The 22,192-nt window shown below is 40.2% G+C and carries 19 protein-coding genes; 16 read left to right on the forward strand and 3 right to left on the reverse strand.

Annotated features, from left to right (window positions below):
- Nucleotides 1–47: 47 nt before the first annotated feature.
- Nucleotides 48–1,763 (reverse strand): diguanylate cyclase, encoded by a 1,716-nt coding sequence (locus BCU84_RS12530; RefSeq protein ID WP_102528428.1) that lies wholly within the window; start codon nt 1,761–1,763, stop codon nt 48–50.
- 319 nt (nt 1,764–2,082) lie between these two features.
- Between BCU84_RS12530 and BCU84_RS12535 the strand changes: the two genes are divergently transcribed.
- From BCU84_RS12535 to bfr (BCU84_RS12600), 14 genes are all read left to right on the forward strand, one after another.
- Entirely contained in the window at nt 2,083–2,721 is a 639-nt protein-coding gene (locus tag BCU84_RS12535) for an alpha-ketoglutarate-dependent dioxygenase AlkB (protein WP_102528429.1), read from the forward strand.
- Nucleotides 2,722–2,874: 153 nt separating this feature from the next.
- Nucleotides 2,875–3,174: a BolA/IbaG family iron-sulfur metabolism protein gene (locus BCU84_RS12540; RefSeq protein WP_102528430.1), complete on the forward strand. Its 300-nt coding sequence runs from the start codon at nt 2,875–2,877 to the stop codon at nt 3,172–3,174.
- A 307-nt stretch (nt 3,175–3,481) separates the two neighbouring features.
- A complete protein-coding gene (luxS, locus tag BCU84_RS12545; RefSeq protein WP_102528431.1) occupies nt 3,482–3,991 on the forward strand; it encodes an S-ribosylhomocysteine lyase in 510 nt (169 codons plus the stop codon).
- A 195-nt stretch (nt 3,992–4,186) separates the two neighbouring features.
- Nucleotides 4,187–6,262, forward strand: a complete 2,076-nt coding sequence (locus BCU84_RS12550) for a TonB-dependent receptor (RefSeq protein WP_102528432.1) — start codon at nt 4,187–4,189, stop codon at nt 6,260–6,262.
- Nucleotides 6,263–6,692: 430 nt separating this feature from the next.
- On the forward strand, nt 6,693–8,027 hold the full coding sequence (locus BCU84_RS12555) for a Na(+)-translocating NADH-quinone reductase subunit A (RefSeq protein ID WP_102528446.1): 1,335 nt from the start codon (nt 6,693–6,695) through the stop codon (nt 8,025–8,027).
- Nucleotides 8,027–9,229, forward strand: a complete 1,203-nt coding sequence (locus BCU84_RS12560; protein WP_102528433.1) for an NADH:ubiquinone reductase (Na(+)-transporting) subunit B — start codon at nt 8,027–8,029, stop codon at nt 9,227–9,229. The genes BCU84_RS12555 and BCU84_RS12560 overlap by 1 nt, the downstream gene beginning before the upstream one ends.
- A complete protein-coding gene (locus BCU84_RS12565; RefSeq protein ID WP_102528434.1) occupies nt 9,219–10,013 on the forward strand; it encodes a Na(+)-translocating NADH-quinone reductase subunit C in 795 nt (264 codons plus the stop codon). Before BCU84_RS12560 ends, BCU84_RS12565 begins: the two co-directional genes overlap by 11 nt.
- Nucleotides 10,013–10,645: an NADH:ubiquinone reductase (Na(+)-transporting) subunit D gene (locus BCU84_RS12570; protein ID WP_102528435.1), complete on the forward strand. Its 633-nt coding sequence runs from the start codon at nt 10,013–10,015 to the stop codon at nt 10,643–10,645. Before BCU84_RS12565 ends, BCU84_RS12570 begins: the two co-directional genes overlap by 1 nt.
- Nucleotides 10,646–10,650: 5 nt before the next feature.
- Complete coding sequence (gene nqrE / locus BCU84_RS12575) at nt 10,651–11,259, forward strand: NADH:ubiquinone reductase (Na(+)-transporting) subunit E (RefSeq protein WP_102528436.1); 609 nt, start codon at nt 10,651–10,653, stop codon at nt 11,257–11,259.
- Nucleotides 11,260–11,305: 46 nt separating this feature from the next.
- Nucleotides 11,306–12,553, forward strand: coding sequence for an NADH:ubiquinone reductase (Na(+)-transporting) subunit F (nqrF, locus tag BCU84_RS12580; RefSeq protein ID WP_102528437.1), 1,248 nt, complete (start codon nt 11,306–11,308; stop codon nt 12,551–12,553).
- Nucleotides 12,554–12,689: 136 nt separating this feature from the next.
- The gene (locus BCU84_RS12585; protein WP_102528438.1) at nt 12,690–13,703 is read left to right on the forward strand and encodes an FAD:protein FMN transferase; all 1,014 of its coding nucleotides are present in this window, start codon (nt 12,690–12,692) and stop codon (nt 13,701–13,703) included.
- Between the two features lie 72 nt (nt 13,704–13,775).
- Nucleotides 13,776–13,997, forward strand: a complete 222-nt coding sequence (gene nqrM, locus BCU84_RS12590; RefSeq protein WP_102528439.1) for a (Na+)-NQR maturation NqrM — start codon at nt 13,776–13,778, stop codon at nt 13,995–13,997.
- Between the two features lie 393 nt (nt 13,998–14,390).
- Entirely contained in the window at nt 14,391–14,861 is a 471-nt protein-coding gene (bfr, locus tag BCU84_RS12595) for a bacterioferritin (RefSeq protein ID WP_102528440.1), read from the forward strand.
- Between the two features lie 12 nt (nt 14,862–14,873).
- Nucleotides 14,874–15,341, forward strand: a complete 468-nt coding sequence (gene bfr / locus BCU84_RS12600) for a bacterioferritin (protein ID WP_102528441.1) — start codon at nt 14,874–14,876, stop codon at nt 15,339–15,341.
- A gap of 148 nt (nt 15,342–15,489) precedes the next feature.
- Here the strand turns inward: bfr (BCU84_RS12600) and BCU84_RS12605 are convergent, their stop codons facing one another.
- Nucleotides 15,490–17,400 carry a methyl-accepting chemotaxis protein gene (locus tag BCU84_RS12605; protein WP_102528442.1) on the reverse strand — a complete coding sequence of 637 codons (1,911 nt, stop codon included), beginning with the start codon at nt 17,398–17,400 and terminating at the stop codon, nt 15,490–15,492.
- Between the two features lie 259 nt (nt 17,401–17,659).
- Between BCU84_RS12605 and dinB the strand changes: the two genes are divergently transcribed.
- A complete protein-coding gene (gene dinB / locus BCU84_RS12610) occupies nt 17,660–18,757 on the forward strand; it encodes a DNA polymerase IV (protein WP_102528443.1) in 1,098 nt (365 codons plus the stop codon).
- 73 nt (nt 18,758–18,830) lie between these two features.
- On the opposite strand, the gene BCU84_RS12615 is transcribed toward dinB, so the two are convergent.
- Nucleotides 18,831–20,291 (reverse strand): aminoacyl-histidine dipeptidase, encoded by a 1,461-nt coding sequence (locus BCU84_RS12615; RefSeq protein ID WP_102528444.1) that lies wholly within the window; start codon nt 20,289–20,291, stop codon nt 18,831–18,833.
- Nucleotides 20,292–20,529: 238 nt separating this feature from the next.
- Here BCU84_RS12615 and BCU84_RS12620 point away from each other — a divergent pair, with 238 nt between their 5' ends.
- Complete coding sequence (locus BCU84_RS12620; RefSeq protein ID WP_102528445.1) at nt 20,530–22,062, forward strand: leucyl aminopeptidase family protein; 1,533 nt, start codon at nt 20,530–20,532, stop codon at nt 22,060–22,062.
- The last annotated feature ends 130 nt before the right edge of the window (nt 22,063–22,192 follow it).

Consider the following 22,192-nt stretch of genomic DNA (forward strand, 5'->3'; position numbering starts at 1 on the left):
TAACCCATAACCCATAACCTATAACCCATAACCCATAACCTTAGACATTAACTCACGGCACGATTTACATCTGGTGAAAGTCCGCCACAGATTTGATTTCGCCCTGAGCGTTTAGCTTGATATAAATGTTTATCGGCAACTTCAATTAACATGGGCAACTGATTGATCGCACTGCAGCTTGTAACAATACCAATACTGGCAGTGACATTGATTTTACGTTGTGATTGGGTGAATGGCAGCTTAGCGATATTCTCACACAATCTTGCTGCAAGCGTATTGGCTTCTTGTTCTTGTGTGTGGGGTAAAAAGATGATGAATTCTTCACCGCCCCAGCGTGCTAGTACATCATCTTTTCGCAATGTATCTCTGATTAAAGTAGCGACTTTAACCAAAACTTCATCACCAAAGTTATGGCCATAGGTATCATTAATCCCTTTAAATAGGTCAATATCTATCATTAAAATAGAAGCGGATTTTTGAATTTTTTCTTCGGCAAACATTGGCTCGACTAGTTGGTAGAATGCACGACGATTATTAAGTCGGGTGAGCGGATCCATATTGGCCATTTTTTCAGCGATGGTTTTTTCATTTTCTACTCGCCTAAATCGTTCGGTTAAGGCAAGGGCCAACAATAATACGTCGATAAAAAAGCCGACTTCAGCAGCGCGATAAGTGAAATGATTAAAGGGGATATAATTCCAAACCGCTAAACAAGTCACAGCGATGCCCAACATTGAAGAAATGGAGGCTATTAAAAAGAATCGTGCAGAGATATTGCCAAAGTTAAGTGACAAAACACCTAATACAATCATTAGGCCACTAAATAACAGCATAAGATCAAAGGCAAATATGAGTCCTAATACTCTATCTTGTAGCATTACTGCCATCAGCATTAATACTGGGAAAATGATGCATAAACTTTTTAAAATCCGATTAAGTGTAGGTAATTGAAATTTTAATCGTAGAAAGTGGCAAGCGAATAAAATCCCGCTAGTACAAAAGGTCACCATCAGCAGGGGAATTGACCATTGTTGCCATAAGGGAGAGTTAGGCCACAGCCATAAAGAACCATGACCACTGTAGGCAAAGTGGAGCAGTAAAAAGTTACCAAGATACAAACTATAAAAAAGATAGCTTTTGAGCCGTAGGCCAATGAATAAAATGAAGTTGTAGATTAATAAAGCGGTGATCGCGCCATAGAGAAACCCGTAACTATAATTATTGAAAGCACTTTTTTGAAGCATTTCTTTTTGGTTAAACAAATAAACGGGAACTGCCATCGGATCGGGTGTTTGTACTCTGATAAGCACATCAGTTTTGCCTATCGGGTAGCTGTAGTTAAAGTTAAAACTCGGCTGCATTGCCGATTGTTGGTAGTAAAGTGACAAGTCGCCTTGGTGCTCAAAGTGGACTATTGTATCGTTATCAAACCAAAAGGCGCTGACTTCGTCGAGCCAATAATTATCAATATGCAAAACTCGATTCAAGGGTTCTGAGGCATCATTATTAATGGTGAGGTGCAGCCATACCGGTTTGGCATTAATACCGTAGTTACTGATACTTTGATTAACGGGACTAAATTTTCCTTTTTTTAAAAGCTCAAAAGCTTGAGAAGCATTCAGCCTGTCCTTTTCAACATATTGGGAAAGAGAGTAGCCGATGGGTTCTGGATGGTTTTCAGATAAATGAAGGGCGTCAGCTTGAACTATGCTGACGTTCAATCCAAGAATTAAACTAATAGCTAACGTAAATATCCATTTCATAAGTGCGATAAAATACCATTATTTATCTTGTTAACGCTGAAATCCATGTTCTAGCAAAGTGCGGTTTAGCTAGAGTTCTGTGTATTAAGAGCTGTTTATTAAGCGCTGTTTGTTCATAACGCTCTGTTAAGGCTAAGCTTCGTTTAACTGTATATTTTACAACTAGAATAGCTCAATGCTTTATTGATTTTAGGTTCTCATAATAAAGTGATACTGAATATTAAAATTATGTAATAAACCTTGTTTGCATACTTAAGGATTAGTCACAAAGGTGAGCTTGTCAAAATTAAACATGCGATAAATCAATAGGTAAAGTGAGATGAAACAGCTAGGTTTAGGGCTATTACCAAAAGAAGAGCTTAAAAATGTCAGTCCTAGGTCTGAGCAAGCTATCGCACCTGTAACGTTAATTAAAACGTTTTTGAACTTGCAGCAACAGCAAGCGCTATTAACTGAATCGTTAACGTATCCTTTTGCACAGCCTATGGTTACTGTATTTGGTAAACAGCATCCTATTCCGCGTAAACAGGTATGGTTTGCTGATGATGGATGTGCCTATCAGTATTCATCCTTACTGATAACCCCAACACCTTGGCCGCAAGGATTATTGAGTTTAAGAAACCAATTGCAGCAGCAACTTAATGTGAATACTAATGGCGTATTAGTAAATCGCTATCAGAATGGTTCAGATAGCATGGGTTGGCACAGTGATGATGAGCCAGAAATCGAGCCCAATAGTGACATAGTGTCGATAAGCCTTGGTGCAAGTAGAGATTTTGTATTAAGGCATAAAGCTACTCAGCAAAAGCTTACGCTCACATTGCACTCTGGTGATTTATTAATAATGCATGGTGATATGCAGCAAAATTGGCAGCATAGTGTGCCAAAACGCCTAAAAGTGTCTGAACCGAGAATTAATCTTACATTTCGCAAATTAGTTGTTGGTTTTCATGAGTAATTTTCAAGTTAATAATTAGGGTTAAAAAGTGAGCAAGCTTGCATTGTCAGCATTTTTTGCCAAACATGTCTTATTGAATTTATGTCGGTTTGATTTTTGAAACGTTAAACAGTAATCTTCAACCTTTCAGATTGTAGATAAAAAGAGTTTGTTATGTCAGTTGAACAAGTGATAACCCAAAAACTGAACCAGTCTTTTAGCCCAATCCATTTAGACGTACTTAATGAAAGTAATCGTCATCATGTACCACCAAACTCTGAGACACACTTTAAAGTTGTAGTCGTGAGTGATGAGTTTGAATCTCAACGTCTTATATCCCGTCATCGCGCGGTAAACGGCGTTTTAGCTGAAGAGTTAGCCAATGGTGTTCATGCATTATCAATTAATGCTTATACTCAAGAAGAGTGGAAGGCCCTTGATACAGTGCCTAAAACGCCGAACTGTAAAGGCTAATTTTTTACTGTGTCATACAGTGAAAATACGTTAGTTATTCTTAAACCTCATCAGCGGATGGGGTTTTTTATTGCCTCCAATTTACCTTCTTCAATTACCACATTAATTGCCTTATATTTTGACGGCATCACCCCAATCAATAATTACAATGAATAGCCATGGGGCGGTTCAAGTTTGACCGATTGTCATAAGCTTGTCATTGGAAGGTGATATGCATGGATATCTTCAATGGTTTGCTTAGCTGTTCGCATTTTATTTTGATGCTATGATGCCAAGCAGATTATTTGCCAACCTTAAGGAATGTGTAATGCCTTTACTTGATAGTTTTACCGTTGACCATACACGCATGGACGCGCCTGCTGTTCGTGTTGCTAAGCATATGAGTACACCTAAAGGTGACACCATTACGGTATTTGACTTACGTTTTTGTGCGCCGAATAAAGATATTTTGAGTGAACGTGGCATTCATACCTTAGAGCATTTATTTGCAGGCTTTATGCGTGATCATTTAAATGGTGACAGTGTTGAGATTATTGATATCTCGCCAATGGGTTGTCGTACTGGCTTTTACATGAGTTTAATTGGTGTTCCATCAGAGCGTATGGTTGCAGATGCGTGGTTAGCTGCAATGGAAGATGTGCTTAATGTGGTTGAGCAAACTGAAATTCCTGAATTAAATGAATACCAATGCGGTACATTTGAGATGCATTCACTTGAACAAGCTCAAGATATAGCTCGCGCTATTATCGCAGCAGGCGTCAGCGTCAATCGTAACGATGATTTGAAATTAAGCGATGATATTTTAGGAACGCTTTAACGGTTTTAATTTGCAAACAGCATAGATTTATCAAAAGCGGCTTCGGTCGCTTTGTTTTTATGAGGTTAATTAATTATTAAAATACTGTTCTTATTTGTGTGAAAACGTTATTGTTATCAGTTGATAATAGGACGTTATTTATAACAATAAAGCATCGAATATAACGATGCTGATGATGTATTTTGGGAGTTAATCATGTCTAAAAGCCAATTCAGCTTGTCTGTAATTGCTTCAGCTGTGCTTTTTGTTTGCCATTCAGGTTCTAGTTTTGCTGGAACATCCGTTACAGCCTCAATGGATGAGTCGAACAATACTGTTGTGCTAACCCAGCCTCAGACGGCTCCGCTGCATTATCGAGATAGCACCATTCCGCTAGCTTTTTCAGGAATGACAGTGTTGCCTAGCAGTCAAGGACAGGCGACAGCAGTTACTCACCGCGGCGCAATGAGTGGTATTGCTGTTACACAAGATCGTGTTAGTTTTTCTCCTTCTCCTTATGCAGCACCTCAGCTTGTACTTCAGCCTAATTTAGCGCTACAAAGCAAAATATCAGCTTTAACTCTCACAGATGTGGCCAAAGGCGGCATGGGATCTTTTGGTCATGTTAATTACACGACTGCGCAGATTAGTCCAAATGAATTGGGCGGTAAGGCAAATATTGAAATCAATGAAAATGGTGATGGCCACGTAGGTGCAATTGCCAGCGGATTGAATAAAGAATACGGCATGATGTTAGCGGTGGATTATCAAAACACAGCTGAAGAAGTCGGTTTTGTTAGCGGCTTTGATAATGAGCAAACGCAAACTGACATTATGTTTAAAATTAATGCTGATAGCTTAGTTGGCGCGCGTAATCCGCAGCAAACCGAATTTATGTACCAGTACACTGACTCTGATAGCGGTTATTCAAATGTGGGCTTAACAGCGCAAGACTGGGGAACGAACCCAGGTACTCGATATTCTGCGACGCAAAATGATCAGCAAGAAGGCCAGCGTCACAAGTACCAAGTTAGCCATATCGTTGATTTAACCGGTGGCACTCAAATGGTGTCAGACTTTTATTACCAGTCTTATGATGAGAAAAAAGCGCAGCTTAATGCATTAGACGGTAACTTTATTGGTTTGACTGAGTTGCAAGCCATCGCTGACTTTGATACCAACCCAGTTGGAAGCAATAATCTTTCTTCTATGTTAGAAGATAACCACTATGCAGGTTACGGCCTGCAAACTGAAGGAACAAGTCAGTATGGTGAGCATCAAGTAACATACGGTGCCCTGTATCATTCAGATAAAGCTGAAATGAAATTTGGCCAACAAGATTGGCTATGGAGTGACGATAGAAGCCTTTCCAGTGTCAATGTAGATAAAGCTGTAATGGCGTATGTTGATGATGTGAATGTGTTTACCACCACAGCCGATGCTAAATTAAATTATGGCGCTTTATCATTTAACTTAGGGTTGGCGTTTGAAAATGTCAGTACCACTCGTGAAGTCAGTGTTGAAGCATATGGCATTGAAGCTGCAGACTTCTCTGATGACGGTTGGATACCATCACTTGAAATTGCCTATACTACAGGCGCTTGGAAAGCGGCACTTGCAGCGAAACAAGCATGGAGTGCAGCTTCAGCAGGCAATGCCAGTCAACAAGCGCAAGAGTCAATGCATTATCAACTTGGGTTAACTTACCAGACAGACTCGCTTAATCTCGGTGTAAACCTTTATATGCAAGACTTCGATAATCAGCACATTAGCTGTATGTGGAGTATGGCATGTGACTATTCTCAGCGTTATGTGCAAGAAAATATTGAAGACGTGAGTGTTAATGGCGTCGATTTATCTGCCGATTACCAATTTGCTTTCGAGAGTTTCTCCATTCCGTTGAGCGTTCAATACCAGTATAGCCAGGCTGAATTTGCTGAATCAGGTGTTAACGACTTAATTGGTTTATATGTGAAAGGCGAACAATTGCCTTGGGTGCCTGAGCAGCAATTAGCCATTAGTGGTGGTGTTATTGTTGGAGCGTTTAGTTTTATGGCCCAAGGGCTTTATCAATCAGAGCTAGGATATGCGACAGCATTTAATGGTGGAGAACAATTTGACGGGCAATGGAAAGTCGATATTGCCGCTAATTATCATATTTCTACTGTGCATGAAGTGTATTTACGTATAGAAAATGTACTTGATGAGGATTTAGTGAGTCAACAGTCTACTTTAGGCATTAATGCTCAAGATGAAATGTTGACATATTTCGGCTATCAAGCACGTTTCTAAAAAAATACAATCCCTTCTATATTACCTAGCTTACTGTTTTAAAAGTGCTTTAGTATGGGCTTAATTAGCCCATACTAACTGCTACAAATGTTAACAAATAGATAAACCGCTTCCTCTATTAATTCTTTTAAAATTAATGCTATAGTGCTCATGTTGCTGGATTATTGCATCGAATCGCGTGATATCAGTCTATTCCACACCCTAAATAGGTGTAATTGTTTAAAAATGAACAATCAAAAATTTCAATCACCTATTATTTTCGTGGCGATAGCGCACATTTTGAGGTAAAATGCGCGCGACCAGCGTGATTGCGATCGCATTTCCGTGATAAATCTGCGCTAGCTCAACACTGAAGTGTTTGTTAACACTTTGTATTTTTTGGGTAGGAACGCGGCGCATTGTCTTTCCTTCAAACGTAGTGCTTGTGGATATGATTACAATAAAGAAAGGATTGGAACTACCTCTAGCAGGTGGCCCAGAGCAAGTTATCCATAATGGCCCAGCCATTAAGAATGTCGCCACTTTGGGTGAAGAGTATATTGGCTTACGTCCAACGATGAAAATCAAGGTTGGCGAAAAAGTTAAGAAAGGCCAGGTTATTTTTGAAGATAAAAAAAACCTAGGTGTAAAATATACTGCTTTAGCTAGTGGGACTGTATTAGAAATTAACCGGGGTGCTAAACGTGTACTTCAGTCAGTTGTTATTGAAGTGGAAGGTGACGACAAAGTCAGCTTTACTCAATACAGTGCTGACGCGTTAAACACGTTAGATGCAGCTGTTGTCAAAGAGAACTTGATTGAATCAGGTCTATGGACAGCTTTGCGTACTCGCCCTTTCAGTAAAGTACCTGCAGTTGACTCTGTCGCCGCTGGTATTTTCGTCACCGCTATAGATACCCAACCACTAGCTGCAGATCCTGCAATTGTGATTGCTGAGCATAAAGAAGATTTCGCAAACGGTTTAACCCTGCTTGCAAAATTAACTGAAGGCAAAGTGTTCATTGCTAAAGCGCCTGGTGCAGATATTCCTACTGGGAATGCTCAAGTTGAAGAGTTTGCTGGTAAACATCCGGCAGGCCTTGTGGGTACTCATATACATAACTTACTTCCTGCATCTGCAACACGTACTGTGTGGCATGTTGGCTATCAAGATGTGATTGCAATCGGTCAGCTATTTACCCAAGGCGAACTTAACACTCAACGTGTTGTTGCTATTGGTGGCCCACAAGCTAAGAACCCTCGTCTCGTTCGTACGGTTTTAGGTGCATGCACTAACGAACTTACTGCTGGTGAAATTGAAGGTAATACCGTTCGTGTTATCTCAGGATCAGTATTAAGTGGTCGTCAAGCTGCAGGTCCTCACGCTTACCTTGGTCGTTACCATCAACAAATTAGTTTGTTGCTTGAAGGTAATGAAAAAGAATTATTCGGTTGGGCTATGCCTGGCAGCGATAAGTTCTCTATCACTCGTGCATTCTTAGGTCACTTAAACCGTACTGGTCTGTTCAACATGACCACAAGTACTGGTGGTTCTGACCGTGCAATGGTACCGATTGGTAACTATGAACGTGTTGTTCCGTTAGACATCTTACCGACAATGTTACTTCGCGATTTAGTTTCTGGTGATTACGATGGTGCAGCTGCACTGGGTGCATTAGAGCTAGACGAAGAAGACTTGGCATTATGTACCTTCGTATGTCCAGGCAAGTATGACTACGGTACATACCTGCGTGATTGTTTAGATACGATCGAGAGGGAAGGCTAATGAGCTTGAAAGATTTTATCGAGCGTATTGAACCGCAATTTGAAAAAGGCGGTAAGTACGAAAAGTGGTACGCCCTTTATGAAGCGGCTGCGACTGTGTTTTACACTCCAGGTAAAGTAAACAAAGGTAGCACGCATGTGCGTGATAACCTTGACCTTAAGCGTATGATGATTACGGTTTGGGCGTGTACTTTCCCTGCAATGTTCTTTGGTATGTACAACGTTGGCTTACAAGCTCAAGATGCGCTTATTGCTGGTTTTGCTACTCCTGATGTATGGCAAGTCAGCCTATTTAGCTTATTCGGTACTGAGCTAACAGCAGACTCTGGCATCGCGGCCTTGATGTGGTACGGTGCCTGTTGGTTCTTACCTATCTACGCTGTGACCTTTGCGGTTGGTGGCTTCTGGGAAGTATTATTTGCTTCTGTACGTGGCCATGAAGTTAACGAAGGTTTCTTTGTTACCTCGATTCTTTTTGCGCTCACACTGCCAGCAACAATTCCTTTATGGATGGTTGCACTAGGTATTACCTTCGGTGTTGTTGTTGCTAAAGAAGTGTTCGGTGGTACAGGTCGTAACTTCTTAAACCCTGCACTAGCTGGTCGTGCTTTCCTATTCTTTGCTTACCCATTAAACATGTCAGGTGACACGTCTTGGGTTGTTGCTGATGGCTACTCTGGTGCAACTGCACTGAGTCAAGCTGCACAGGGCACATTAGAATACGGTATCACTCAAGACTGGTGGGATGCTTTCTTTGGTTTCATTCCAGGTTCTGTCGGTGAAGTTTCTACGTTCGCTATCTTATTAGGCGGCGCGGTGATTGTTTATACTCGTATTGCATCTTGGCGCATTATTGCAGGTGTTTTACTCGGTATGATTGCAGTGTCAACACTGCTTAATGTCATCGGAAGTGACACGAATGCAATGTTTGCAACGCCTTGGTATTGGCACCTTGTTTTAGGTGGCTTTGCATTCGGTATGATGTTTATGGCAACTGACCCAGTTTCAGCGTCATTTACTAACAATGCGAAATGGGCTTATGGTTTATTGATTGGTGCCATGGCTGTCTTTATTCGTGTTATTAACCCAGCATTCCCAGAAGGCATGATGTTAGCAATTCTATTCGCTAACTTATTCGCACCATTATTTGACCATTTTGTGGTTCAAGCAAATGTTAAGCGGAGGATTTCACGTGGCCAGTAATAAAGAATCAATCGGCAAAACATTATTTGTTGTTGTCGGTCTGTGCTTTGTCTGCTCAATGTTCGTTTCGACGGCAGCAGTGTTATTAAAGCCGACTCAACAGCAAAATAAGTTATTAGATAAGCAAAAGTACATTCTTGAAGCTGCTGGTTTAGTTGATACTAAGGCTGGCAAAGTAGAGAAAGACGTTATCATCGAAAAGTACAATAAGTACGTTGAAGCTCGCCTTGTTGATTTAAAAACAGGTGACTTCGTAGAAGGTGATGCGGATACTTTTGATGTTGAAAAAGCAGCACGTACTCCTGCAACGTCTTTCAAACCTGAAAACGATATTGCATCAGTTAAGCGCGTAGCAAACCAGGGTGTTGTTTATCTTGTTAAAGATGACAGCAACGAACTACAAACCGTGATTATTCCTGTTAAAGGCTACGGTTTATGGTCAACCATGTTTGCTTTCTTAGCCGTTGAACCTGATATGAATACAATTCGTAGCTTAGTGTATTACGACTTTACTGGTTCTGGTGAAACCCCAGGTCTAGGTGGTGAAGTTCAAAACCCACAATGGGTTGCTAAGTGGCAAGGTAAGAAACTTTATGACGACAGTGGCGAGCTAGCCATTCAAGTGACAAAGATCCCTACTATCGCATCTTCAGTCCACGGTGTTGACGCATTATCTGGTGCGACACTAACGAGTAACGGTGTTCAGTACTCACTAACGTTCTGGTTAGGTGAAGAAGGTTTTGCACGCTTTATTGAAAAAGCACGCAATGGAGGACTTAGCTAATGGCTGATGCTAAAGAACTTAAACAGGTTCTGACCGGACCTATCATTAATAACAACCCGATTGCTTTGCAAATTCTGGGTGTATGTAGTGCGCTAGCAGTAACCGCTAAAATGGAAACTGCCATCGTAATGACATTAGCATTGACAGTGGTTACCGCATTCTCGAATTTATTTATTTCGATTTTACGTAATCACATTCCAAGCAGTGTTCGTATTATTGTGCAGATGACCATTATTGCTTCGTTAGTAATTGTGGTTGACCAAGTATTGCAAGCTTACGCCTATGACGTTGCGAAGCAATTATCAGTATTCGTTGGTTTGATTATTACTAACTGTATTGTAATGGGTCGTGCAGAAGCCTATGCGATGAAAACACCACCTTTAATGAGCTTCATGGATGGTATCGGTAATGGCCTAGGCTACGGTGCAATCCTATTATCAGTTGGCTTCTTCCGTGAGCTATTTGGTAACGGTTCATTATTTGGCGTGGAAATCCTAAGCAAAATCTCTGACGGTGGTTGGTACCAGCCTAATGGCTTGTTACTTCTTCCTCCTAGTGCGTTCTTCTTGATCGGCATTTTGATCTGGGTTATCCGTACTTATAAGCCAGAGCAAGTAGAAGCAAAAGGGTAAGCGCAATGGAACATTATATTAGTCTGTTAATTCGTTCGATATTCATTGAGAACATGGCGTTGGCCTTCTTCTTGGGTATGTGTACTTTCCTAGCTGTATCTAAGAAAGTCACAACTGCGATGGGCCTTGGTGTAGCAGTTATTTTCGTACTTGCGATTTCAGTACCTGTAAACCAAATCATCTATCAAGGTTTATTAGCGCCAGGCGCACTTGCTTGGGCTGGTGTTCCTGATGCAGATTTGAGCTTCTTGAAGTTCATTACCTTCATTGGTGTTATCGCAGCATTAGTACAAATTTTGGAAATGGCTTTAGACAAGTACTTTCCACCTTTGTATAACGCGTTAGGTATTTTCTTACCTTTGATCACCGTAAACTGTGCAATTTTTGGTGCTGTTTCATTCATGGTTGAGCGTGATTACAACCTAAGTGAAAGTTTAGTATTCGGGATTGGCTCTGGTATTGGTTGGGCATTAGCGATTGTATTGCTAGCCGGTCTTCGTGAGAAAATGAAGTATTCTGATGTGCCAAATGGTCTTCGTGGTTTAGGTATTACCTTCATCACTTCAGGTTTAATGGCGCTAGGTTTCATGTCGTTCTCAGGTGTATCTCTTTAAGAGATACCCAGCGACGTATTACTTTGAACCTTAAAGGATAAGTTTAATGGATATTCTTAACGCTACTCCAATAGATGTTTATCTAGGTGTGAGTATGTTTACTGCAATCGTTTTAATCTTGGTTTTAGTGATTCTATTCGCTAAATCTAAGTTGGTTGCAAGCGGTGATATCACTATCTCAATCAATGATGATAGCGAAAAAGCAATTAAAACAGGTGCGGGCAGTAAGTTACTTGGCGCATTAGCTGATAACGGTATTTTCGTATCTAGTGCCTGTGGTGGCGGTGGCTCATGTGGTCAGTGTCGCGTTAATATTAAGTCTGGTGGTGGTGATATTCTTCCAACAGAACTTGATCACATTAGTAAAGGTGAAGCTCGTCAAGGTTGTCGTTTAGCCTGTCAGGTAAATGTAAAAACTGACATGGATATCGAACTTGATGAAGAAATCTTCGGTATTAAGAAGTGGGAATGTGAAGTTATCTCTAACGATAACAAAGCGACGTTCATTAAAGAACTTAAGCTGCAAATTCCTGGTGATGAATCAGTTCCTTTCCGCGCCGGTGGTTACATTCAAATTGAAGCACCTGCTCACCATGTTAAGTATGCGGACTTTGATGTTCCTGCTGAATATCGTGGCGACTGGGAGCACTTTGGTTTCTTCAACTTAGAATCAAAAGTTGATGATGAGACGATTCGTGCTTACTCAATGGCTAACTACCCTGAAGAGTTTGGTATTATTATGTTGAACGTGCGTATTGCTACGCCACCTCCGCGTAATTTAACTTTACCTTGTGGTAAGATGTCATCGTACATTTGGAGTCTTAAAGAAGGTGATAAAGTCACTATCTCGGGCCCATTTGGTGAGTTCTTCGCTAAAGAGACTGATGCTGAAATGGTGTTCGTTGGTGGTGGTGCTGGTATGGCCCCAATGCGTTCACATATTTTCGATCAACTTAAGCGTTTAAACTCTAAGCGTAAGATGAGTTTCTGGTATGGTGCACGTTCTAAACGTGAAATGTTCTACGTTGAAGATTTCGACGGACTAGCATCGACCAATGAAAACTTTGAATGGCATGTTGCATTATCTGATCCGCAAGAAGAAGATAACTGGGATGGCTATACTGGATTCATTCATAACGTATTGTACGAAAACTACTTACGTGACCATGATGCACCAGAAGATTGTGAGTTCTACATGTGTGGACCTCCAATGATGAATGCTGCCGTAATTGGTATGCTTAAAGACCTAGGTGTTGAAGATGAAAACATCTTACTCGATGACTTTGGTGGCTAATGCGTTAATCAACATAGATTAGCAATTACACTATAAGACATTGAACGTCATGAATTGCAGCTCGCTGACACGGAGGTCACTCTAGTTAGTAAGCTGCAATTTTTTATTTTAGATATTACTAATTTTTAAGTTTGAGATGATAAAGATTTCTATAAATTCGATTGCAGTTACCCTCGTTGTATTTTTACTCACAGCATGCGGGACTGAAGATAAGATGGTATCGCTTGCCGGTAAAACTATGGGCACGACTTACCATATTAAAGTCGTTAGAAATGAGCAATTACCAACGACACAATTACTGCAAGCTGAAATCGATATTGCGCTTGAGCTAGTCAATGACCAAATGTCGACTTACCGACCGAAATCTGAATTATCTAAATTTAATCAGCTAGGGATTAATCAGAGTATTACCGTTTCACAAGATACGATGACAGTATTTAAAGAAGGGTTAAGACTTTATGATGTGACCGGTGGCGCTTTAGATATTACATTAGGGCCGTTGGTTAATTTATGGGGCTTTGGTCCTAATAAGCGTCCAACCGAGATCCCGAGTAAAGAAACGATTGATAGAGTGAAAGCAAAAGCTGATATTAGCGGTTTTACTATTAATGGTTTAAAACTAACAAAAACCAACCCTGACTTATATGTGGATTTATCCTCATTAGCAAAAGGTTACGGTGTTGATAAAATAGCGCAACTTTTAAATAAGTATCAAGTTAAAGGTTATCTTGTTGAGATTGGCGGTGAAATTAGCGTTAAAGGCGTTAAAGATGACGGTGCGCCTTGGCGTATAGCGGTCGAGAAGCCGTCGTCAGAAGGAGCCTCTGTTCAACAAGTTGTTGAGCCTGGTGACATGGCGTTGGCGACATCGGGTGACTACCGTATATATTATGAAGAGAATGGCGAGCGTTTTTCGCACTTAATTGACCCACGTACTGGCTATCCAATTAAGCATAAGCTAGCCTCAGCGACAGTATTACATCCAAGCAGCATGACAGCGGATGCATATGCGACTGCAATGATGGTGTTAGGCACTGAAGCATCTTTAGCGTTAGCCCATGATGAGCATTTGCCTGTGATGTTAATTGAAAAAGATGGCGATCAATACGAAGTTTTTTACAGTGAAGCTTACGCACCGTATATTCAGTAAGCGTTTTATTATACGTTGTTTGTGGATTATTTAGCGATTTTTGTCGATTAGAAGTAATTGTTGGAGAATATTATGAGTACCTTTATTGCAGCGTTCGTTGTGTTGTTATTATTTTTTCTATTGATGTCTATTGGCTATATTATTAAAAGAAAAGCGGTTGAAGGTAGTTGCGGTGGTTTGGGTGTATTGGGTATTGAAAAAGCCTGTGACTGCGATGACCCATGTGATAAGCGTAAACGCCGAATGGCTGAATCAGAACGTGAAGCTAAACTAAATCAAAATCGGATTATTTAATCATCTGATTAGAGCGTCAACTTGCTCTTAAATTGATATCAATAAAGCCCATTGAATAAATAATTCATTGGGCTTTTTTGTTGTCATCATTGGCCAATATAATGGCATTATTGTATTAGATACAAAATTTACAAAACTCTTTTTAGGTAACATTTTCGACTAATTTTGTGATTTGATGCAGGTGAAATATATTACCTATTTAGCTAGAAGGGTGATTCTATTGAAGTTAACGTAACTTACGCATAGTTAAACCTAGTTAAAAACCTAAGTTGTAATGATAATGATTATCACTAACTAAGTTTATGATTTTAAAGGATATTTGTATTTTTTTATTGTATGTACTATTCTGTTGGAAATTGATCCAGATCAATCTTGCATTTAAAGGACAAAATCATGAAAGGCCATCCAAAAGTAATTAGTCAGTTAAACCGTGTTTTGACTTGCGAGCTAACTGCAATCAACCAATATTTCTTACATGCACGCATGTTTAAACATTGGGGTTTAGAAAACCTTAATGAAAAGGAATACAAAAAATCGATTCAAGATATGAAACATGCTGACAAGTTGATTGAGCGTGTTTTGTTTTTAGAAGGCTTACCTAACCTTCAGCAGTTAGATAAATTACGGATTGGTGAGCATTGTGAAGAAATGCTTGATTGTGATGAGCAAGCGCTAACAGAACAGTTAGTGGTATTGCGTGAGACTATCAAGCTTTGTGAAGCTGAACGTGATTATGTTAGCCGCGATTTATTAGAAGATTTACTCGAAGATGAAGAAGAGCACCTAGATTGGATTGAGTCTCAAAAAGAGCTAATCAATCAAATGGGTATTCAAAACTACCTTCAATCACAAATTAAAGATTAATAGGAAATTAACATGAAAGGTAATCCAGAAGTAATTGCAGCGCTGAATGCACTATTAACCGGTGAATTGTCGGCAATGGATCAGTATTTTGTACATGCTCACATGTATGAAGATTGGGGATTTGACGAGCTTTATACTCGCATCCTTCATGAGTCTGATGATGAGAAAGCCCATGCAGCTAAGCTAGTTCAGCGAATTTTGTTCCTAGAGGGAACGCCAGATGTCGCAAGTCGTGAAGCATTAAACATTGGTAAAGATGTTGAAGAAATGCTGAAAAACGACCTGAACTACGAATATGCTGTGGCTGACCATTTACGTGAAGTTATCGCTTTGTGTGAAGCTAAAGAAGATTTCCAAACTCGTGAAATTTTAGAAGTGTTATTAGACGATACTGAATCAGATCACATGTACTGGTTAGAGAAGCAAATTCGACTCATTGATCGCGTTGGTTTACAAAACTACCTACAAACAAAAATGTAATCTATGTAAATTGTTTTATTATTAAAGCCCAACTGTTTAATAACAGCTTGGGCTTTTTTGTTTCTATTAATTAAAGTTACGCCCTAATAAGGTAAAAATCTAAATATATTAATTAGATATATATCTTATCTACTCTGTATTTAATCCATTATAGTTTGAAGCGGCCAATCATATTGGTGAGTTTGTTATTTATGTCGATAATATTGTTGGTTTCAGCTCTTTGTAAGTTGCCCTCATTATTGAGTGTTTCTACCATGTCGTGTATTTTATGCATATTCTTATTAATGGCATGAATAACCTGGTTTTGTTCATTGGCTGATGTTGATATCTGATTATTTAAGTCATTCACTTGTGTCATGAATTGACTCATTTCCTGCAAGCTAGATGATGTAGCTTCTACGTTTGTAACTGTTTCAGTACAAGCGGTTTCAGTATGAGTAATAGAAGAGACAACATTGGTTGCCTCTGATTTTAACTTTGCGAGGGCCACTTCAATTTCACTGGTACTTGCTTGAGTTCGACTTGCTAGTGCTCTTACTTCATCAGCCACTACAGCAAAGCCTCGACCTTGTTCGCCAGCACGAGCTGCTTCAATAGATGCATTTAACGCCAGTAGGTTAGTTTGCTCAGCAATGCTCCCAATCACAGACACAATACTTTGAATACTGCTGGTTTCATTATTCATATGTTCTACTTTTTGAGCTGTTTCATTAATTTGTGAAGCTAATGCTGTTATGCCTATTTGAGTCGATTCGATTGTCTTAAGTGAATATTCACCTGTAGTATGTGCTTGCGTAGTAAGTTGTGCAGCGTTAAAGGTGTTTTCTACAACCATCTCAGCAGTGTTAGATAGCTCTTCGATCGCTGTTACAATCTGTGTTGTTTCACAGGTATGTGACTCCAAGATATTATCACTGTGAGCGCTATATTCTTGTAATTTGCTTACTCCTTCAGAAAGGCTGACAGTTGATTGATGTATTTCTACCAGCATTGACTGAAGTTGGGCAATAAATTGATTTATCCCTAAGGCAATTTTACCTAAATCATCTTCACTTTTAATGGTTAATCGTCGAGTTAAATCGCCATTACCTTCTGAGAGACCTATAACAAGATCTCGTAATTCAATAATCGGTTGATAAAGCTTGTTCAGAAGAGTAAGTAAGATAACGATTGAAATAATAAGAATTACGCTGATGATCATGGCCATTTGCAAAGTGGCACTAACCAGAGGCGCAAAGGCTATGTCTTCATCTACGGTAATTACAACGTACCATTCCTTACCATCGAGCAGTTCAATGCGTTGGCTTGCAACTAAACTTGTTTGACCATTTATCATGCTACTTTCTACGGCTTCAGCCTTATCGGTTATCGTGTAGTAGAGTGATTGTAGTGCTGCGACATCATTAATGTTCTGCTTTTGTTCAATCAAAATCGAGTTAGATGCCAGCACTAACCCCTGCTTATCAATAATGAATCCAGATGCCCCATTGATTTTATGTAAATCATCTAATTCTTGTTGCAGTTCATCAAACCTGAGATCGGCCATAATAATACCGTTATCTATCGCATGCATGACACCAAGCATTGGAACAGCATCAGTCCGAGTAAAAAAAATGTCACTTAAAGTTAATGATGAGCTACCTTTTCCTGTTTGGTACCAAGGGCGTGTTCTTGGATCATATTTATCTAACAACCCAACACCATTCGGAAACGACTCAGATTCTTTGGAAACAAATGATGAGCCATCATCAAAACCGATTATGACTTTAGATACCCCACCTAATTGAGCGGTGTACCTTGTCATTGCAACATGGTTATCACCTATCTCACCTTGACTATAAAGATGTGCAAGTTCAGTCACAGCCTCAGTAGTTCGATTAAATGCTGTGTGAATGTCTGAAACTTTGTGCTTTAAGGTATTATGAATTTCTTGGGTGAGTGCGCTAGTGATTTGATCTTTAAGTAAGCTATGAGCAACCCAGCCATAAATCAACAGTGAAAGCACCAATAGAAAGCTCATGGCAGACAATATACTTGTTTTAAAACCTAATTGTTTCATTTGGTTACCTATTTGTATTATTATAGGTTTATATGATAATCATTAGGTGGAGGTAAAAATGATATCTTGCTCAATTATTTTAACTTCTAGTGACATTAATTGAACATTTTTATTGTTACTTTATGAGTTTAAACAATTGAAATCGATTCAATGATAGGGATGTAATCGTTTCTTTTACGTTGAGGTGGCTTGATTTCTTGTGTACTGTTTTTATATACAGTACTATTGGGATGTGTATTTGCTATTTAGTTTTTTGTCTATGCGAAAAATTATTCATATCGATATGGATTGTTACTTTGCCGCAGTGGAAATGCGCGATTTTCCTGAGCTGCTCGGCAAACCGCTTGCTGTGGGTGGTCGAAGCGATCGCAGAGGGGTTATTAGTACCTGTAATTATGAGGCTCGTGAGTTTGGCGTACGTTCTGCTATGTCGAGTTATCACGCGCTTAAGCTTTGCCCCGACCTTACCCTAGTCCCCGGTCGAATGGATGTATATAAATCTGTATCTGTTCAAATTAGAGAAATTTTCCACCGTTATACCGACTTAGTCGAGCCACTGTCATTAGATGAAGCCTACCTTGATGTCACAGATTGTGAGCAATGTAAGGGCAGTGCGACCTTGATTGCACAAGCCATTCGCCAGGAAATATTTGAGGTCACTGGGCTGACTGCATCAGCAGGTGTGGCACCGATTAAGTTTCTTGCCAAAATTGCTTCAGATTTGAATAAGCCCAATGGTCAATATGTTATCCCTCCTGGTGCCATTGCTGAGTTTGTAAAACCGTTAACCTTAAATAAAATTCCCGGTGTAGGCAAAGTGACTTCTGCTAAATTAGCTGCATTAGGCTTAAACACCTGTGAAGATGTGCAACATTACCCAAAAGAAAAGTTGATAGCGGGATTTGGTAAATTTGGCCGAGTATTAATAGAGCGAGCCCAAGGTATCGATAATCGTCAAATAAGCCCGAATAGAGTTCGTAAATCTGTGGGAGTCGAAACCACACTGGCTCAGGATATTTTTACTCTTGAGCAATGTAATAATGTGATGCCGCAGTTGATTCAAGAGTTGCTGGCCCGAGTCAACCGCAGTGCTAAAGATAGAAAAATACATAAACAAGTGGTGAAGTTGAAGTTTAATGACTTTAAACAAACCACCATTGAACATCGCAGTGACGAGATATCAGTGAACATGTTTCAAGACCTACTGGCACAAGCCCTAGAGCGGTCAAATGGAAGAGGAATACGATTAGTGGGTGTTTCTGTCGGACTGGCTGATATTGTGGCTGATGCTAGCCATTCAACAAGTGAGTCTCAAGGGGCATTAACGCATAGCGAGCAACTGGACTTAAACTTCTAATAGAGTTTAAGGTCGCCATTCAAATAAAAAGGCTGCCATTGGCAGCCTTTTAGTCTTGTACTGATTAAGTTTATTAACCTTTAGCAGGAATACGTTCTAGCACTGCTAATAACAGTTCCCAATATTGGCCAACGGTTGTGATGTTAACCATTTCATCAGGGCTATGTGGATAACGAATGGTAGGGCCAATAGAAACCATATCCATTGTTGGATAAGGCTCTTTAAATAATCCACACTCAAGACCCGCATGAATTACCATGATGGTTGGATCTTTTTTGTAAATGTCATTGTAAGTATCACGAACAATTGCCATCACTGGAGAGTTATTGTCGGGCTTCCAGCCTGGGTAAGCGCCAGATAACTCGATGCTAGCACCTGAAAGGTTAGCGAGTGCTGTCAATTGTGTTTCAATTTCAACGCGGCCTGAGTCGATTAATGAACGGATAAGGCAAAGCACTTCAACAGATTCATTTTCAGTACTAATAACCCCAGTATTCAATGATGTTTCAGTAACGCCTTCAACTTCATCACTCATACGCATTACCCCATTAGGGCAAGCATGAAGTAAGTCGATCAAGGTGTTTTGTGCATCTTCACTCATGACTTTTTCTGGAGTCTCGATTGAAGCAAGTGTGAGTAACATGTCAGGATCGGCAATCGATAACTCTGCACGCACTATTGCTTGGAACTCGGTAATGGCTTGTTCAAGCTTAGTTTGGTTTTCACTAGGCAACATAAAGCTGATGTTGGCTTCACGTGGAATAGCATTACGTAGTGAGCCGCCAGTAAAGTTAACTAACTCAAGTGCAAGCTCATCGGCGTAGCTAAATAAGAAGCGTGCTAGTAACTTGTTTGCATTACCACGACCTAAGTGGATGTTTACACCTGAATGGCCACCTTTTAGTCCAGATAAAGTTAGGCTAAAGCTGGCATTAGTTTGCTCAGGAGCTTGCCATGACATTGGCACACTTAACTGAGCGTCAACACCACCAGCGCAGCCCATGTAGATTTCGCCTTCTTGCTCAGAGTCAGTATTAATTAAAATATCTGCTTCAAGCATGCCTGCTTCTAGACCAAAAGCGCCAGTCATTCCAGCTTCTTCATCAATGGTCAGTAATACTTCTAATGGACCATGCTTGATATCTGCAGCGCCAAGTACTGCTAGAGCAGAAGCCATACCAATACCATTATCAGAACCTAACGTTGTACCGTTAGCTTTTACCCACTCACCATCAACATAAGCTTCAATCGGATCTTTTTCAAAATCATGCTCTTTATCAGCATTCTTTTGCGGAACCATATCAATATGAGCCTGAAGAACTACAACCTTGCGGTTTTCCATGCCAGGAAAAGCGGGTTTTTTAATGATGAGGTTGCCCACTTTATCTTCTACAACGCTTAAGTTTTTTGATTTAGCCCACTGTTGTATGTGTTCACTTAATGCTTGTTCGAATTTTGATGGATGTGGAATTGAACAAATTTGTTCAAACCATTGCCATAAAGGTTGAGGATATAATTGATTGATCGCTGTCACGAAGACTCCCTTATTGTTTTTGAGGTGGGAATAGATGGCAAACAGTCTAGCATATCAAGCCTGTTAGACTGTGATCTGAGGCGATTTGATTGTTTGTGTTATAGCAAATATATGTAAATAAATATTAACCCTGTCGTCCTTTGAAATTTATATACTTAGGCCGCGCAAACTGGCTATTATTTAATGCTTAATGGCAAACTGTTCATAGCTAAATAAAAATGATTAAAAAGGAAGGCTCATGTTTCAAGTGGATCTAGTAGACGTTCAAAGTGATGATGCGATTTTCGAAGGTAATGGCTGGGATGCCGTTATTGTTGTTGCTTCAGATTTAGATGTCATCGCACAAGATGAAATCAAATTACTGGCAAATCATGCCAAACAAATTGATCAAAGAATTGGTAAAACCGCAACCTTATTATTAGCGCCAGGTTTAGCTGGCGGGCGTTTGATTGTGTCGCCAGTGCTCAATGCAAAAAACGAATACAGTGATGTAACTGTGTTTGCTAAGGCAGCACGTGAGGGGATTGCGATTGCAAAAGCTGCTGGTGCGGTAAAACCATTATTGGTGGTAAGCCAACATAGCGATACGCGTTATCAATATGCGCAACAGGTCTCGGCATTAGCATGTGGTCAAGAGTTATGGCAATCCCTTGAGTACCGAGAAGCTGAACAGACATTGCCTGCAATGACAGCGATTGGTTTATTGGTAACTCAATCTTGCAGTGAATTACTCAATGCCGTTGAAGCGGGTAAGGTGCTGGCTCGTGACTTATGTGGCACGGAACCTGAAAGAATGGCAGCTCCTGCATTTGCTGATTATTGTGTCGATGCTTTTAACGGCAGTGGTTTATCAGTTTCAGTGGTGGATGAGCAAGAAGAGCTAGAGCGAGACTACCCGCTATTATGCGCAGTTGGTCGAGCATCATTTTGTGTACCTAGGCATCAGCCTCGTGTTGTAAAGGTTGAATACGTTGGCGAAGGTGAAATAGAGAAGACATTCTTATTCGCTGGTAAAGGGGTTATATACGATACCGGTGGTGCAGATATCAAAGTCGCTGGCGGTATGGCTGGGATGAGCCGTGATAAGGGCGGCGCTGCAGCAGTTGCAGGCTTAATGAAAACCTTATCTCTATTAAAACCAAAAGGTATTCGGGTTATCGCAGAATTAGGTTTAGTCAGAAATAGCATTGGTAGTGATGCGTTTGTACCTGATGAAATCATCAATAGCCACGCAGGCGTGCGCGTAAGAATTGGTAATACTGATGCAGAAGGGCGTTTAGTACTCGCTGATTTATTATCGCATTTAAGAATAAAAGCCACATCTGCAGTTAATCCTCAATTATTTTCAGTGGCTACCTTAACTGGCCATGTGGTGCGCTGTTACGGTGGTTACACCGCAGTGGTAGAAAATGCGGTGTCAAAAGCACAGGGCATTGGCGCTGGAATTGCTGATGTCGCTGAGTTATGGGGTGAATCGGTTGAGTTGTCTCGTTTACGTCATGATGATTTCGCTAAGGTAAATAACATTTCTGGTCAAGGTGAGTTACTGTCATCTAATAATGGCCCATCAGCCATTACTGCCCGTGGTCATCAATACCCAGCAGCTTTCCTTATTAATGCCTCTGGTTTAGGCGACCATGGCAGTCACAGTGCTGCACCGCTACCATTTGCCCATATCGACATTGCGGGTAGTGCAACGGAAGGGCACCCTTTGTATGGAAAACCGACGGCATCACCTTTGGTAACTTTATTACATAATGCGATAAAGTAAGCTTCTAGTAGCTTAAAAAATAACCGAGCACAATATATAGTGGCTTTGTTGCGAAAGTAACAAAGCTGCTTGTATTTATATAGTCATACAAATGTAATTTAGTTACTTTTTTAGCTATATTTAAAATAAA

This window comes from Shewanella sp. 10N.286.51.B7, from assembly GCF_002873615.1.
GTDB classification, from domain to species: domain Bacteria; phylum Pseudomonadota; class Gammaproteobacteria; order Enterobacterales; family Shewanellaceae; genus Shewanella; species Shewanella electrodiphila.

Coding starts and splice junctions, on each gene's coding strand:
- BCU84_RS12530 (WP_102528428.1), bottom strand. CDS start 1,763: ATGAAATGGATATTTACGTTAGCTATTAGTTTAATTCTTGGATTGAAC.
- BCU84_RS12535 (WP_102528429.1), top strand. CDS start 2,083: ATGAAACAGCTAGGTTTAGGGCTATTACCAAAAGAAGAGCTTAAAAAT.
- BCU84_RS12540 (WP_102528430.1), top strand. CDS start 2,875: ATGTCAGTTGAACAAGTGATAACCCAAAAACTGAACCAGTCTTTTAGC.
- luxS (WP_102528431.1), top strand. CDS start 3,482: ATGCCTTTACTTGATAGTTTTACCGTTGACCATACACGCATGGACGCG.
- BCU84_RS12550 (WP_102528432.1), top strand. CDS start 4,187: ATGTCTAAAAGCCAATTCAGCTTGTCTGTAATTGCTTCAGCTGTGCTT.
- BCU84_RS12555 (WP_102528446.1), top strand. CDS start 6,693: ATGATTACAATAAAGAAAGGATTGGAACTACCTCTAGCAGGTGGCCCA.
- BCU84_RS12560 (WP_102528433.1), top strand. CDS start 8,027: ATGAGCTTGAAAGATTTTATCGAGCGTATTGAACCGCAATTTGAAAAA.
- BCU84_RS12570 (WP_102528435.1), top strand. CDS start 10,013: ATGGCTGATGCTAAAGAACTTAAACAGGTTCTGACCGGACCTATCATT.
- nqrE (WP_102528436.1), top strand. CDS start 10,651: ATGGAACATTATATTAGTCTGTTAATTCGTTCGATATTCATTGAGAAC.
- nqrF (WP_102528437.1), top strand. CDS start 11,306: ATGGATATTCTTAACGCTACTCCAATAGATGTTTATCTAGGTGTGAGT.
- BCU84_RS12585 (WP_102528438.1), top strand. CDS start 12,690: ATGATAAAGATTTCTATAAATTCGATTGCAGTTACCCTCGTTGTATTT.
- nqrM (WP_102528439.1), top strand. CDS start 13,776: ATGAGTACCTTTATTGCAGCGTTCGTTGTGTTGTTATTATTTTTTCTA.
- bfr (WP_102528440.1), top strand. CDS start 14,391: ATGAAAGGCCATCCAAAAGTAATTAGTCAGTTAAACCGTGTTTTGACT.
- bfr (WP_102528441.1), top strand. CDS start 14,874: ATGAAAGGTAATCCAGAAGTAATTGCAGCGCTGAATGCACTATTAACC.
- BCU84_RS12605 (WP_102528442.1), bottom strand. CDS start 17,400: ATGAAACAATTAGGTTTTAAAACAAGTATATTGTCTGCCATGAGCTTT.
- dinB (WP_102528443.1), top strand. CDS start 17,660: ATGCGAAAAATTATTCATATCGATATGGATTGTTACTTTGCCGCAGTG.
- BCU84_RS12620 (WP_102528445.1), top strand. CDS start 20,530: ATGTTTCAAGTGGATCTAGTAGACGTTCAAAGTGATGATGCGATTTTC.